Source organism: Paraburkholderia sp. J10-1, from assembly GCF_905220165.1.
In the GTDB taxonomy this organism is placed as follows: Bacteria; Pseudomonadota; Gammaproteobacteria; order Burkholderiales; family Burkholderiaceae; genus Paraburkholderia.
In genome coordinates, this window is the sequence record NZ_CAJMYW010000012.1 from 63,760 (window position 1) to 77,599 (window position 13,840).

Genomic DNA, 13,840 nt, shown 5'->3' on the forward strand with positions numbered 1-13,840 from the left:
CTCTCCGCCCATGACCGCACGCGCGCCCATCCCGTTGCAGGAAATCGAACTCGTCGCCGTTCGCGCACAGGGCGCGGGCGGCCAGAACGTGAACAAGGTGTCGAGTGCGATTCATCTGCGTTTCGACATCCGCGCCTCGTCGTTGCCCGAGGTGCTCAAGATGCGTCTGCTTGCGCTCGCCGACCGTCGGATCACGACTGAGGGCGTCGTGGTGATCAAGTCGCAGGAATACCGCACCCAGGAACAGAACCGGGTGGCTGCGCTCGCGCGCCTCGAGGAACTGGTCGACAGCGTGAGCGTCACGCGCAAGGCACGCGTGGCGACGCGCCCCACGCGCGCCTCGAAGCTGCGCCGCCTCGACAGCAAGGCGCGCACCGGCGAGCTGAAGGCAGGGCGGCGGCGCGTATCCGAATAGCTGCCACGACCACGCGGTGCATTGCCGGTTCGCCACGCATTAACCCCGCTCGCTCCAAGGCCGCTCGCGCGGCCCATGCTCGGGCGGAAAGTCCGCGCACAACACGTGCGTCGCGCCGCCATAGTCGAGCGCGATGGCGGCCGTGTAGCAGAGTTCGCCGTCGTTGAGCGAGTAGTGCGGACCCATCACCGCGACCCGGCCGGGCGCGGCGAGCGCGCGCCGGAAGTACTCGCGGCGCGACCAGTTGCTGTCGGTGTCGGGATAGAAAGGCGCGAGGCGCGCGGGCGGCCCGACGCCGGGCATGGCAATCGAAGGCTCGTGCTGCTCGCCATGTTCGTCTGCGCTGAAGACGCGCTGCGCGTGGCTGCCGCCGTCGCCGAAAATGGCCTCGGCGGCCGCTTCGAGCGTTCCGCCGCCCGTGAGCACGCGCGCGCCGCACAGCATGGTGTGTGAGAGCGCGCCGAAATTGACCTGCTCGATGATCTCGGTGCTGCGCTGGTAGTCGGCGAAGCGCCGCCACATCGACTGCGCCAGCGCGGCTGCGGCGGCGCCGGCTTCCGGAATCGAAGCTTGCGGCTCGCCGAACCAGAAGCCCTGCACGAGATCGACATCGGCCTGCATCAATACCATGAGCTGCGACTCGGTCTCGACACCTTCTGCAAGCACCATTGTGCCGGCGTGATGAAGAATTGAGACGAGTTCCGAAATGAATGCCACATGACTCTCGCCGCGGGTCGCGCGCGTGACGAGCGAGCGGTCGAGCTTGACGATGTCGGGCCGATAGCGCCAGACGCGATCGAAATTGGAGAAACCCGCGCCGAAGTCGTCGAGCGCGACGAGGAAATCGCGTCGGCCGGCAGGCGGCCGTTCGTCGACGAAGGAGCTGTACTCGTCGCCGCCGCGCTGCTCGAGCACCTCGATCACCACGCGTTCGCGCGGGAAATCGAAGTGCCGGCACAAGCCGTCGATTGCGGCTTGCGCGGGGTCGGCGGCGCGTGCGCTGCGCGGCAGCGTGTTCAGGAAGATCCAGCCGGTCTCCACGCCTTGCGCGACGAAATTCGCGAGGTGCAGGCAGCGGGCGAGTTCGTCGAGCTGCTGCGCTTCGGCGCCTTCCACCGATGCGAACAGATCCGCTGGGGCGACGGGGTGGCTCGATTCGTCGGTCACGCGCAGCAATGCCTCATAGCCGACCACGCGCTGATGCGTGATCGAGAGCACGGGCTGGAAGGCGCTGTCGAGCGCGTAACCATGCTGCCGCGCGTGCCATTGCGCGCCCCAGCCGGCAGCGCGCGGCTGGAGCTGGGCGAGCAGACTGGCGGCGGCAGCCGCCTTTGCGTTCGACGGATCGTTCGGCATGGCTCGGGACGCGCGGCGACGCGCGCGGTTCGTGAGCGTTCGAACCCGCAGGCTCGTGGGTCGCGCGACTGCCGCTTTTTCGCAGGCGCGCGTCCGACGGCGGTAACCGGCGGGGCCTGTCGCCAAGTGTACGGACTATCGGAAAAAACTGCGCGCACAAGTCGTGCCTGGGATGGCGACGCGATGCGTGCCGATGGAGCGTGGGGAGAGTCGAAAGAGGGCGCCCGCTTCGGGTGCGAGCGCCTTGCGTACCGCCTGCCGGCGGTCCGATTTGCCGCTCAGTGCGCGGTGTCGGGCACGTCGAGAATCAGGATGATGGTCCAGTCCGCGTCGCCTTCGTGATGGTATTGGCGTTCGGCGACGATGAACGGCTGCTGCTTGCCGGCCGGCCCGAGGAACAGCACGTCGCCTTCCATCGGCAGGCATTCGATGGGGGGCAGCGCGAGATACGCGTCCTGGTTGCCGCCGCGCGGCATCAGTTTTTCGATCTTGCGTGAGGCCGCTTCGGTCCATTCGATGTCGAGCTGGATGTTGCTCATTGTGTTTCTCCGCGCGTGGCGCGCACAAAAGGTTGGGTCTACGCCGACCGGGGCGTTTTCGAGGTGCGCGACTTTAGCATACCGCGCCCGCGCGCCGTGGCGGCGGCGATGCGCACAACACCACAAACGCGGCAGGTGGCGCCGCGAATAAAAAAGCCGATGACGGCAAGACCGGCATCGGCTTCATTTCCGGGAAGGCGCTGCCCGCTTGCGCTGGGCTGCGCGCCGTCTGGCCTTCCCTGTTCTTACTGGGCGGGGGCCTTCTTGTGATGCGGGTGCCCCGGCTTGTGATGCGTCATGGGTGCCGGCGCGGGTGCGGCTTCCTGTTGCTGCTGCAGGGCCTGGGCGCGTTGCAGGACGTCGTCGGCTCTGGCCGGATCGGTGCTCATCGTGATGCCGTTATCCGACTGCGCATGCGCAGCGCCCGCCAGTGCGGAAAGTGAAATCAGGACTGCGAGGGACACTTTTTTCATCTCTACCTCCGAAGGAGCGGTTTATGGACCCAGCCGGTACCTGTCCAAGCAGGATGGACATGCCATTCTAACGATCAAATACTCGCTCCAGATGACATCGCGTAACCCGTTCGCGCGGGAGTTACATCTCGTTACATCTGGCGCCGCGATAAGGTCATACTAGAACCAGCCGATCATCCGATACACATAAAACTGGACAACCCCAATCGATTCGTGGAGCGCCGTTTCGGCGGACTTGAGATTGGCCACGCGCGGAAGCAGCCCGCGCTCGACGCGGCGCACGTTGGATACCGCGGGCAACGGATTCATGTCGAAACGCTGGAAATCGAGCATCGCGCGGCGCATCTGGTACGACGACGTCACGAGCAGGAGCGTTTCATCGTTGCCGGCACGGACGATGGGCGCGACGTTGCGCGCGTTCTGATAAGTCGTGAGGCTCTGGTTTTCGAGCACGAGATCGGTGCCCGGCACACCGGCGCGCAGCAGATAGGGCGCGTAGTTGTCGGCCTCGGCGCTCGCATGGTGCTCCGGGTTGCCGCCACTCACGATCACGCGGCATGTGCCGCCCGCGCGCGCGCACAGCGCGTGCAGTTCGGCGGCAAGGGCAATGCGTGCGTACACGTCGCGGGCGGGGACCAGTTGGCCATCGCGGGATTCGGTGCCGCCGCCCAGCATGATGATGGCGGTGCGCGCACCGAAGCGCGCCGGGCCGATTTTCGCCTGATCGTAGGGAGTGCGATATAACGCCGGCTGCGCAACATCGAGCAGCACCCCGGTGAGCCAGCCGGTGGCGAGCAACCAGAAGACCAGTGCCCCGCAGGCTGCGACACGCCAGCGCGCGTTGCGCCACAGCAGGCCGAGCGCAATAAATAGCGCAAACAAAACGATTAGAATCAATTTGGATGAGGTAACGTATTGTTTTCGGGAAAATGCGCGTCCAACCGACCTTTGCGCCGCGAACGTGGCGCGGCGTTGGCCGTGCGGGAAGCGGTGAAGCCGCTTTCACGGGGGCCCGGATAACCTGCAGTCCCTGCCGCTGCTCAGCGCGCGGATGGGCGCGTGGGCCCGCCAGGGCACAGACTGCGCCGTTCTCAGGTCCGCATTGCGCCGCTGCCGGTTCGCGCGAGGCTCAATGATCGCAGGACTGCATTTTAAGAAAGAAGTGAGATGACCACGTATTCCAACGAAGCAGTACTCGAAGCGCTACGGCGGGTGCAGTATCGGCAGGTTCCGTGGGCGCGTCGTCCTGAAGTGTTCCAGTATTTGCGCGATCTCGGCATGATGGACATCGTCCGGCAACGCACGGTTGCGCCGGCGCCGGGCTTCCATGCGCCGGTCGATATCGCGGTGCTCACCGATCGCGGCCGCGCCGAATTCGCCCGGCTCGCACGCGACGAGCGCACGCTACAGTGGAGCGCGCATCGCGTGGCCGACTACGTCGCGCAGCGCGTGCCCCAATCCGGCCTCGAAGCCAGCCAGTAAGTACTCTACCTTCTTCGTCCCGCCAAAAAAAAGCCCGCATCGAAAGATACGGGCTTACCGGAATTACTGCTGCCACGCTGTGCTTGATGGCATAAGGGTAGACCGCAGGTCAGGCGCGGTGGTTCCCCGGGGCAGGGTATATGCTGAGCCGCGGCGTTCCAGGGCGGTCTTGCCGCCTTCCGTGATCGCCGATGCTCTTTCATCGGTCCCGTCGGTCCCGGCGGTCGTCCCTACGGTTCCCTCAATGGTGTTTCGCTAGCCGGCTCACTGCCGCCGCGTCGGTTCCTGCCTCTGTGGCGCGCTGCGGCGGGCATTGTCCGCAATGTCGCCGCGTAAATCGCCACGAGGCACCGGCGGCTTGCCCGCGTTCGGACCAGGCGCTGCGGGCGGCTGGGCGTGGGCGCCGGTGCGCGACACCGGCCATGGCGGTGCCGAGGCATGCGGCGGTTGCGCAGCGACGCTGAACGACACGAACGACGCCGTTGGCGCGAACAGGGCAAAGAGGGCGAGGGGGGCGAGCGCGGACAGCGAAACCATGATGCCCCGGATGTGCAGGTTCATGGATTTCATGGTGGTTCCCCGTCAATCCGGTTTCTTGACGTTAATGGACATGGTCCTAAGCTAACGTCGGAAGCGAAAGCGCGCTGTAAATATTGGTAAAGAGATGTATCGCGCGGTGCCTATCGCTTTGTTGCGGACGCAGCGATGCTCAACGCAGTCTGGTTGAGCCGTGCAGGCGCGGCGGTTTTGGCCCAGGACCGGAAACGGTCTGCGACGGCCGCGACGTGCGCCAGGGGTGGGAGAAAAACACGCCGGGTGCATGAGGCACCCGGCGGGAAAGCAAGTGAAGCGTGGCTCAGGCCATCTTGACCGGTGCGCGCCACGATTCCGGGTTGGTCCAGAACGCGCCACGCAGGCGATCGCGGCTCGGCGGTGCGGGCGGCTTGGTCGCCGTGGCGCCGATACGGCCGCGCAGCGAAATTTCGCGGCCGTTCGTGCTCAGTCGCTTGACGATTTCCGCCAGCGTACCGTCTGCCTGCCACTCGTCGAAACGGCGGCGGCAAGTCGGCGGCGAGGGGTAGCGGCCCGGCAGCTTGGACCAGCCTTCACCCGTCGAAAGCACCCAGAGCACCGCGTTGACCACAGCACGCGCTTCGACGCGAGGCCGTCCGCGCCGTTCGCTCCGTGCCGGTTCAGCACAGAACAACGCCTCGACCAGCGCCCATTCGTTGTCTCTCAAATCGTCGAACAGCATCATGTTTCACCTCAGCGAAGCTATCTCCGGTGCGCTGCCCCGCGCTGCGCACTCTTCATGTACTCCCGGCCGGATGCCGGAGTACCAGGCGGGCCCGGCTGGATCGTCCCGGACTGCATGCTTCCGGTACATCCATCGAACCTGTGCGTGCCTTAATGCGAAAACCGTGCCAGCACGTACGTTCTCGTCTTGAAGCCGCGTGGCGCCAAGCCCGCGCGGGAGATTGCCAGGGGCGTATAAGACTCGAAAACACTTATCGAAGAAATCGGGAGAATCACCAATCTTGTGCAAGCAGGCCCGTCCACCGTGCGTTTGCGCCGTATTGCTGCACTGCGGCGAATAGTCGGGGGCGTCATGTTGTTACCCGTAACAGTGCGCAGCCGACATAAAATTGCATGAAAACGAACAATTCATGAGGCGAGTGGATGAATGTGACGCTGCGGCAGTTGCGAGTGTTCATCGAGGTTGCCCGGCTGCAGAGCTTTAGCCGGGCAGGGGACGAAATCGGGCTCACGCAGTCGGCGGTGAGCCGTTGCGTGCGCGAGCTCGAAGCCGAGATTGGCGTGAAGCTCGTCGATCGGACCACGCGCGAGGTGCAGCTCACGGATGTGGGCGCGAACCTGATCGCGAGCATTCCACGGTTGCTCAACGATCTGGACGACGCCTTGCGCGAAATTCGCGAGATTGGCGAGCAGCGGCGCGGCCGCGTCGTCGTGGCGGCGAGCCCGACGGTCGCGTGCCGCTTGATGCCGCAGGTCGTGGCCGCGTGCGGGCGGCAGTTTCCTTACATTACGCTTGGATTGCGCGACGACGTGCAGAGCGACGTCGTCCGCAAGATCCGCTCGGGCGAGGTGGACTTCGGCGTCATCATCGGGCCCTTTGTCGCTGAAGATCTGGAAACGGAGTGTCTGACTACGGACTCGTTCTGTGTGGTCGTGCGCGGCGATCACGCGCTCGCGCTAAGCCAGGAAGTCTCGTGGAAGGAACTGGACGGCGAACGCCTCGTGATGCTCGACTACGCCTCGGGCAGCCGCCCGCTGATCGACGCCGTGATGAGCGAGCAGGGCGTGCGCGCCCGGGTGGTGCAGGAGCTGGGCCACCCCGCCACGGTATTCGGCCTTGTCGAGGCGGGCGTGGGCATCAGCGTGCTGCCCTGGCTCGCGCTGCCCGTTCCGGCGGGCGCGCCCTTGCTCGCGCGCCCGCTTGTGCCGCGCGCAGAGCGCACCGTCGAGCTGGTGCGGCGGCGCGACCGCTCGCTTTCGCCGGCCGCCGAGGCGGTGTGGACGCTGATCCGTCAACTGGCCGGACAGCCCGAAGCGCAGCACTGAGACCACCGCGCCGGCGCTTGCGGGCGCGGACCGCACGGCGCCCGGCCGCGCGCTACACTTCACGTTTTCCCACATTCTGCTAGCCCGAACCTCCGATGAGCGATCTCGATCCGTCGTCCTCCGTCTCCCTGCCGCGCGAAGCGGTGCGTGCGTTGCGCTCGTCGCAGATCCGCGAAGTGGCGAACGCCGGGTTCGGCGTTCCCGACGTGCTGCCGTTCTGGTTCGGCGAGTCCGACCGCGTGACGCCGCCGTTCATCCGCGAGGCGGCTGCCGAGGCGCTCGGGCGCGGCGACACGTTTTACACGCACAACCTCGGTATCGCGCCGCTGCGCGAATCGCTCGCGCGTTACGTGAGCGAACTGCACGGCGCAACGCCGGTGGACAACCTCGCGGTGACGAGCGCCGGCGTCAACGCGCTGATGCTGGCGGCCCAACTCGTCGTGGGCGCGGGCGATCGGGTGGTGGCAGTGACCCCGCTGTGGCCGAACCTCGTCGAAATTCCGAAGATTCTTGGCGCCACGGTCGAGACGGTCTCGCTCGGCTACGGCGAGCACGGCTGGACGCTCGATCTCGACCGGCTGCTGGCGGCGCTCACGCCCGACACGCGCATGCTCATGATCAACTCGCCGAACAACCCGACGGGCTGGGTGATGACGCGCGAACAACAGCGCGCGGTGCTCGAGCATTGCCGACGCCTCGGCATCTGGATCGTCGCCGACGAGGTCTACGAGCGCCTTTATTACGGCGACGCGAATGAGCGCACCGCGCCCTCGTTCCTTGACATCGCGTCGCGAGAAGAGCGGCTGATCTGCGTGAATTCGTTCTCGAAGGCCTGGCTCATGACCGGCTGGCGGCTCGGCTGGATGGTCGTGCCGCGCACCTTGACCGACGATCTCGGCAAGCTGGTCGAGTACAACACCTCGTGCGCACCTTCGTTCGTGCAGCAGGCGGGCATTGCCGCGGTCGAGCACGGCGAGCCGTTCACACGTGCGCTCGTGGCCGATCTGCGCGCCTCGCGCGACCACCTCGCCGCGGCGCTTGCCAAGCTGCCTGGCGTCGATGTGAAAGTGCCGCACGGCGCGATGTACCTGTTTTTCCGGCTGGCGGGCGCGCAGAACAGCCTCGAGCTGTGCAAGGCGCTGGTGCGCGACGCGGGCCTCGGACTCGCGCCGGGCAGCGCGTTCGGCCCGCAAGGCGAAGGCTTCGTGCGCTGGTGCTACGCGTGCGATCCGGCGCGGCTCGACGCGGGCGTCGAGCGCCTCGCGCGTTACCTGGAGGCGGTGGGAGCGCATTGAGCCGTAGCGCGGGAGCGCGCCGGGCCGGTGTCGCGCGAGGGAGCGCAAGGCAGCGGCCCGGCCCCGGTTAAAATGAGGCCGCTCATGCGGAATGGCGTCTTTACGCACCCAGCGTTTTTGCGTAATATGGCGCTCAGTCAAGCGATTCCCTGCGGGAAATTCGCGGCTCCCTCCGGCTGGGTCTGGCTCTTTGCCTGAATTTCGGCCCCCCGGTGCGTGCTCCCATCAATATGACCGATCAGAATCGGGCGAGCGCGTCTCCAGTTCCATATCGTCTTTCGTCTGTCTGATCCGGTTCCTTGAACCTGATTTACCTTACTTAGGGTCTGACCTGGCTGCATGAATACCCAAGAGGCGAAAATCGTCCTCGAGACTGCATTGATCTGCACGCAGGAGCCGTTGAAGATCGGCGAACTGCGCAAACTGTTTGCCGACGATATTTCGGCCGACACGGTCCGCAACCTGCTCGAAGACCTGCGGCATGAATGGTCCGGGCGCGGCGTCGAGCTGGTGGGGCTCGCGTCGGGCTGGCGCTTTCAGAGCAAGCCGGCCATGCGGACGTACCTTGACCGGTTGCACCCCGAAAAGCCGCCGCGCTATTCGCGCGCGGTGCTCGAAACGCTCGCGATCATCGCGTACCGGCAGCCGGTCACGCGCGGCGACATCGAGGAAATTCGTGGCGTCACGGTCAATACGCAGGTCGTCAAACAGCTCGAGGACCGTAACTGGATCGAAGTGATCGGTCATCGTGACGTGCCGGGACGTCCGGCGCTCTATGCAACGACGCGGGAGTTTCTCGACGATCTCGGACTGAAGTCGCTCGACGAGCTGCCGCCGCTCGACGATCCGTCGAGCCAGTTCGGCGAGCAACTGCTTGCCCAGCACGCGATCGAGTTTCCCGATAGCGCCGCAGCGCAGTTCGTCGCGGAAGGTCAGCCCGAGGCGGCCGACGCTGACGCCGCAGGCGCGGAAGATGCGGGAGCGACGACAGTAGCCGGGGGCGAAACGCACGAAACGCAAGCAGCCCACGAAACGGAAGCTGCGCACGAGGTGGCAGGCGCAAACGTTGCGTACGCAGCCGACGCCTCGGGCGACGCGGGACATGGCGAAACAAGCCTCGCGCAGCACGGGTCAATCCCGGATGCTCACGTGCAGGATGCCGCGCACGCAGCAGATGCGGCGGGCGAAGAAGAACACGAAGACCGCCGCGACGCGGCGCAGGACGACCCCGTCTCGACGACGGACGACGAAGCCGCACGACGCGGCATCTGAAGCAACAAGCATTTTTGACGCGCCCCGCAAGCGGGCGCGCAACCTGACATTTTGAGGTTGTTTTGACTGATATCCACGACACCGATTCGACCGACGCGTCCGAATCCGCTCGCCGCGCGTCCTCCGCGCGCGACGATGACACGCGCGCTTCGCAGGTCGAAGGCGAAGCACAGGGCGGCGAGGGCGAAGATCGTCCGCGCCGTGGTCTGCGCCGCGGGCCGCGCAGCCTGATCGCGCGCCGCCGAGCAGGCGCGAAGGCGAAGGCCGCTGAAGGCGCGGAGGGCGCCGACGTGTCCGCAGCGCCTGACGCCGAGCCGCCGCAAGCGACAGCTGAGCGCGCTCCCGCCGGGCGCGCGCCGCGCAAGGAAGGCGGCGCGAAGAAGGCGGGCCGCGGCCAGAACGCCGGTGGCGCCGGCCGGGGCGAGCGTCAAGGCGAGCGTCAGGCCGAGCGTCAGCAAGGCGCGGGCAAGCGCCAGAAGGGCCAGGGCCGCACCGAAGGCCAGCCGGCTGCCGCCACGGGCGAGTCCACACCGGACGATCTGTTCCTCTATGTGACTTCGCCGGCGTTCGACGCCGACAACGGCGCCGGTTCGGGCGTGCGCGCACCGATGCTGCGCCGCGGCCGCGCCCAGCAGCCCAAGCGCGTGCTGAGCCCCGACGACGACGCGCCGAAGCTGCACAAAGTGCTGGCGGACGCGGGCATGGGCTCGCGCCGCGACATGGAAGAGCTGATCATTGCCGGGCGCGTCTCGGTGAACGGCGAGCCGGCGCACATCGGCCAGCGCATCCTGCCGACCGACCAGGTCCGCATCAACGGCAAGCCTATCAAGCGCAAGCTGCAGAACAAGCCGCCGCGCGTGCTGATCTATCACAAGCCGACTGGCGAAATCGTGAGCCACGCCGATCCGGAAGGCCGCCCCTCGGTGTTCGACCGCCTGCCGCCGATGAAGACGGCGAAATGGCTTGCTGTCGGCCGTCTGGACTTCAACACCGAAGGTCTGCTGATGCTGACGACCTCGGGCGATCTGGCGAACCGCTTCATGCACCCGCGCTACAGCGTGGAGCGCGAGTACGCGGTACGTGTGGTCGGCGAACTGAGCGAGGGGATGCGCCAGAAACTGCTCAAGGGCGTCGAACTCGAGGACGGCCCGGCAAGCTTCCTGCGCATTCGCGATGGCGGCGGCGAAGGCACGAATCACTGGTACCACGTTGCGCTGGCCGAAGGCCGTAACCGCGAAGTGCGGCGTATGTTCGAGGCGGCCGGCCTGATGGTGAGCCGCCTGATCCGCACGCGTCACGGCCCGATCGCGCTGCCCAAGGGCCTCAAGCGCGGTCGCTGGGAAGAGCTCGAAGACAACCAGGTGCGCGCGCTGATGGCGGCGGTCGGCCTGAAGGCCCCGAGCGAAGAGAAGGGCGGTCGTGGCGGCAAGGAGCAGGAACGTCGCCAGCCGGATCCGATGCAGACGTCCATGGGCTTCATCAACCGCGAGCCGGTGCTGAGCTCGCACGGTGCAATGGGGCAGCCGCGTCAGGGCCAGGGACGGCGCGGCGCGACGGGCGGCTTTGGCGGCGGCGCAGGTACCGGTCACGGCAACTTCGGCGCGGGCTCCGGTTTCGGCGGCCGTGGCGGCAACCGCGCGGGCGGCCGCGACGTCGACGGCAACCGTGCTCCGGGCGCGGCGGGCAAGCGTGCGGGCGGCAGCGCCAACGCCAACGGCAATCGCCGCAGCGGCCCGGGCAACGGCGGCAATGCCAATCCCAACGGCAACCGCACGGGCGGCAACAACCGTGGCGGCCAGCGCGGCACGCCGCGCAACCGCACACGCGGCCATTAATTCGCGAGGCATGCGACGCCCGGCCGCGCCAGGCGGTGGGCGTCGCGGCCATGCAACGGCCGCGATGCGTGCGGTATGCGCAGTCGCTGCCTTTTCAGTTGTGCGCGGTTAATGCGTAAAACGCCGGCAAATCCCCCTTGCGAGCCCGTAAATAACGGCAAAAGGCGCCTCTGGCTTGACCGTGGGTTTGCGTTAATGTGCAAAAAAGGCTAGAATCACAAAGTCGCTGGGCGTGCGGCTCTTTTACGTGCTGTAATTCGCGCCCCAGGTGCGACCACCTGGCTAAGTGAGAAGATGGGCGTTTCGCCCATTTTTTTTTGGTTCGCCCCAATTGGTTACCAACAGATGCCGACGTTTCACGTTCGGCATTGTCAATTTGGGGGTTATCCGAACCATGCGCCGGGTCGTTCGTCATCGTGGGGCAAGTAGGTGAGAAGCGCGCGCGCTCACCTGGCGCGCGGCCCGCGAATCCCTAGCGAAGCAAGAATTAGAGCGAAGGAAGTTGCTGGCCCGCTGCGCAGAACATCTGGAGTGGGCATTGTGCAACTGACGGAACTGATTGAAACCACGGTCACCGGGCTCGGTTACGAGCTGGTCGACCTCGAGCGCACCGGGCGCGGCATGCTGACTATCTTCATTGATCAGCCCGCGGGGATCGCGATCGAGGACTGCGAGAAGGTCACGCGTCAGCTGCAGCACGTTCTGACGGTCGAGAACATCGACTACGAGCGGCTCGAGGTTTCGTCGCCCGGTCTCGACCGTCCGCTGAAAAAACTGGCGGACTTCGAACGCTTCGCAGGCTGCGAAGCGGTAATCACGTTGAAAAAGCCATTGGACGGACGGAAATCGTACCGGGGCATCGTGCATGCTCCCGAAGGCGAATCCATCGGTCTGGAATTCGAAGGGAAGGCGGGTCCTGCGATGCTTGATTTCACGCTCGCAGATATCGACAAAGCACGCCTTGTCCCCAAAGTTGACTTTAGGAGCCGCAAACAATGAGTCGCGAAGTGTTGATGCTGGTGGATGCGCTGGCACGCGAGAAGAATGTCGACAAGGACGTGGTGTTCGCCGCCCTTGAAGCGGCGCTTGCGTCGGCCTCCAAGAAACTCTTCGACGAGGATGCGGATATCCGCGTGCATATCGATCGCGAAAGCGGCGAGCACGAAACGTTCCGTCGCTGGCGCGTCGTGCCGGACGAGGCGGGCCTGCAGGAGCCGGACCAGGAAATCCTGCTGTTCGAAGCACGCGAGCAGGACCCGGAAGCGCAGATCGACGGTTTCGTCGAGCAGCCGGTGCCTTCGGTCGAGTTCGGCCGTATCGGCGCGCAGGCCGCCAAGCAGGTCATCCTGCAGAAGGTGCGCGACGCCGAGCGCGAGCAGATCCTGAACGACTTCCTCGAGCGCGGCGAAAGCATCATGACCGGCACGGTCAAGCGCATGGACAAGGGCAACTTCATCGTCGAATCCGGCCGTGTGGAAGCGCTGCTGCGCCGCGACCAGCTGATTCCGAAGGAAAACCTGCGCGTGGGCGACCGCGTGCGTGCCTGGATTGGCAAGGTCGACCGCACCGCCCGCGGCCCGCAGATCGAACTCTCGCGCACGGCGCCCGAGTTCCTGATGAAGCTGTTCGAAATGGAAGTGCCCGAAATCGAACAGGGCCTCCTCGAGATCAAGGCGGCGGCGCGTGATCCGGGCGTGCGCGCCAAGATCGGCGTGGTGGCCTATGACAAGCGCATCGACCCGATCGGCACCTGCGTCGGCATCCGCGGCTCGCGTGTGCAGGCCGTGCGCAACGAGCTCGGTGGCGAAAACGTCGACATCGTGCTATGGTCGGAAGATCCCGCACAGTTCGTGATCGGCGCGCTCGCGCCGGCTGCCGTGCAGTCGATCGTCGTCGACGAGGAAAAGCACTCGATGGACGTCGTGGTCGACGAGAGCGAACTCGCGGTCGCGATTGGCCGTAGTGGCCAGAACGTGCGTCTCGCCAGCGAGCTGACCGGCTGGCAAATCAATATCATGACGCCGGACGAATCCGCGCAAAAGCAGAATCAGGAGCGCACGGTGCTGCGCGACCTGTTCATGGCGCGTCTCGACGTGGATGAAGAAGTCGCCGACATCCTGATCGACGAAGGCTTCACGAGCCTCGAAGAGATCGCCTACGTGCCGCTCAACGAAATGCTGGAAATCGAGGCGTTCGACGAGGACACCGTGCACGAGCTGCGCAACCGCGCTCGCGACGCACTGCTCACGCAGGCGATTGCGAACGAGGAGAAGGTGGAAAGCGCCGCGCTGGACCTGAAGAGTCTGGACGGTATCGACCCGGACCTGCTCGCGAAACTGGCGCAGCATGAAGTTCACACCCGCGACGAGCTCGCCGAGCTGGCCGTGGACGAGCTGGTCGAAATGACGGGAATGGAAGAGGACGCCGCCAAGGCGTTGATCATGAAGGCACGCGAGCACTGGTTCCAGTGACCCGGTAACGGGAAACGACCCCAGGGCGCGACGAGCAGGAAGCGACCATGACCCACTGATCTGATCGCGGCGGAGCCTTGCAGGAAGCAAGGCACCCAAGGCCGCATGACCCGATGTCA

At 65.8% G+C, this 13,840-nt stretch carries 13 protein-coding genes and 1 pseudogene; 8 read left to right on the forward strand and 6 right to left on the reverse strand.

Annotated elements, in window-relative coordinates; genetic code table 11:
* Positions 1–10 precede the first annotated feature (10 nt).
* Entirely contained in the window at positions 11–415 is a 405-nt protein-coding gene (arfB, locus tag U5A65_RS29710) for an alternative ribosome rescue aminoacyl-tRNA hydrolase ArfB (protein ID WP_321914320.1), read from the forward strand.
* Positions 416–454: 39 nt separating this feature from the next.
* Here the strand turns inward: arfB and U5A65_RS29715 are convergent, their stop codons facing one another.
* The 4 genes from U5A65_RS29715 to U5A65_RS29730 form a co-directional block, all read right to left on the reverse strand.
* On the reverse strand, positions 455–1,771 hold the full coding sequence (locus U5A65_RS29715) for an EAL domain-containing protein (protein ID WP_321914215.1): 1,317 nt from the start codon (positions 1,769–1,771) through the stop codon (positions 455–457).
* A gap of 278 nt (positions 1,772–2,049) precedes the next feature.
* Positions 2,050–2,310: a DNA-binding protein gene (locus U5A65_RS29720; RefSeq protein ID WP_133184189.1), complete on the reverse strand. Its 261-nt coding sequence runs from the start codon at positions 2,308–2,310 to the stop codon at positions 2,050–2,052.
* 245 nt (positions 2,311–2,555) lie between these two features.
* Complete coding sequence (locus U5A65_RS29725) at positions 2,556–2,783, reverse strand: hypothetical protein (RefSeq protein ID WP_321914217.1); 228 nt, start codon at positions 2,781–2,783, stop codon at positions 2,556–2,558.
* Between the two features lie 159 nt (positions 2,784–2,942).
* Entirely contained in the window at positions 2,943–3,665 is a 723-nt protein-coding gene (locus U5A65_RS29730; RefSeq protein ID WP_321914218.1) for a YdcF family protein, read from the reverse strand.
* A 285-nt stretch (positions 3,666–3,950) separates the two neighbouring features.
* Here U5A65_RS29730 and U5A65_RS29735 point away from each other — a divergent pair, with 285 nt between their 5' ends.
* Entirely contained in the window at positions 3,951–4,265 is a 315-nt protein-coding gene (locus U5A65_RS29735; protein WP_321914219.1) for a hypothetical protein, read from the forward strand.
* Positions 4,266–4,529: 264 nt separating this feature from the next.
* On the opposite strand, the gene U5A65_RS29740 is transcribed toward U5A65_RS29735, so the two are convergent.
* On the reverse strand, positions 4,530–4,835 hold the full coding sequence (locus U5A65_RS29740) for a hypothetical protein (RefSeq protein ID WP_321914220.1): 306 nt from the start codon (positions 4,833–4,835) through the stop codon (positions 4,530–4,532).
* 289 nt (positions 4,836–5,124) lie between these two features.
* Positions 5,125–5,520 (reverse strand): annotated as a pseudogene (locus U5A65_RS29745) (transposase); the annotation flags it as partial.
* A gap of 425 nt (positions 5,521–5,945) precedes the next feature.
* On the opposite strand from U5A65_RS29745, the gene U5A65_RS29750 reads away from it, so the two are divergent.
* The 6 genes from U5A65_RS29750 to nusA all read left to right on the forward strand — a co-directional run bounded on the left by U5A65_RS29750 (position 5,946) and on the right by nusA (position 13,721).
* Positions 5,946–6,848 (forward strand): LysR family transcriptional regulator, encoded by a 903-nt coding sequence (locus U5A65_RS29750; RefSeq protein ID WP_321914221.1) that lies wholly within the window; start codon positions 5,946–5,948, stop codon positions 6,846–6,848.
* Between the two features lie 95 nt (positions 6,849–6,943).
* On the forward strand, positions 6,944–8,143 hold the full coding sequence (locus tag U5A65_RS29755) for a pyridoxal phosphate-dependent aminotransferase (RefSeq protein WP_321914222.1): 1,200 nt from the start codon (positions 6,944–6,946) through the stop codon (positions 8,141–8,143).
* Between the two features lie 339 nt (positions 8,144–8,482).
* The gene (scpB, locus tag U5A65_RS29760; protein WP_321936758.1) at positions 8,483–9,415 is read left to right on the forward strand and encodes an SMC-Scp complex subunit ScpB; all 933 of its coding nucleotides are present in this window, start codon (positions 8,483–8,485) and stop codon (positions 9,413–9,415) included.
* A 62-nt stretch (positions 9,416–9,477) separates the two neighbouring features.
* Positions 9,478–11,250 carry a 23S rRNA pseudouridine(2605) synthase RluB gene (gene rluB, locus U5A65_RS29765; protein ID WP_321914224.1) on the forward strand — a complete coding sequence of 591 codons (1,773 nt, stop codon included), beginning with the start codon at positions 9,478–9,480 and terminating at the stop codon, positions 11,248–11,250.
* 540 nt (positions 11,251–11,790) lie between these two features.
* Positions 11,791–12,249 (forward strand): ribosome maturation factor RimP, encoded by a 459-nt coding sequence (gene rimP, locus U5A65_RS29770; RefSeq protein WP_028204813.1) that lies wholly within the window; start codon positions 11,791–11,793, stop codon positions 12,247–12,249.
* Positions 12,246–13,721: a transcription termination factor NusA gene (nusA, locus tag U5A65_RS29775; RefSeq protein ID WP_069267875.1), complete on the forward strand. Its 1,476-nt coding sequence runs from the start codon at positions 12,246–12,248 to the stop codon at positions 13,719–13,721. Before rimP ends, nusA begins: the two co-directional genes overlap by 4 nt.
* Positions 13,722–13,840: the final 119 nt, after the last annotated feature.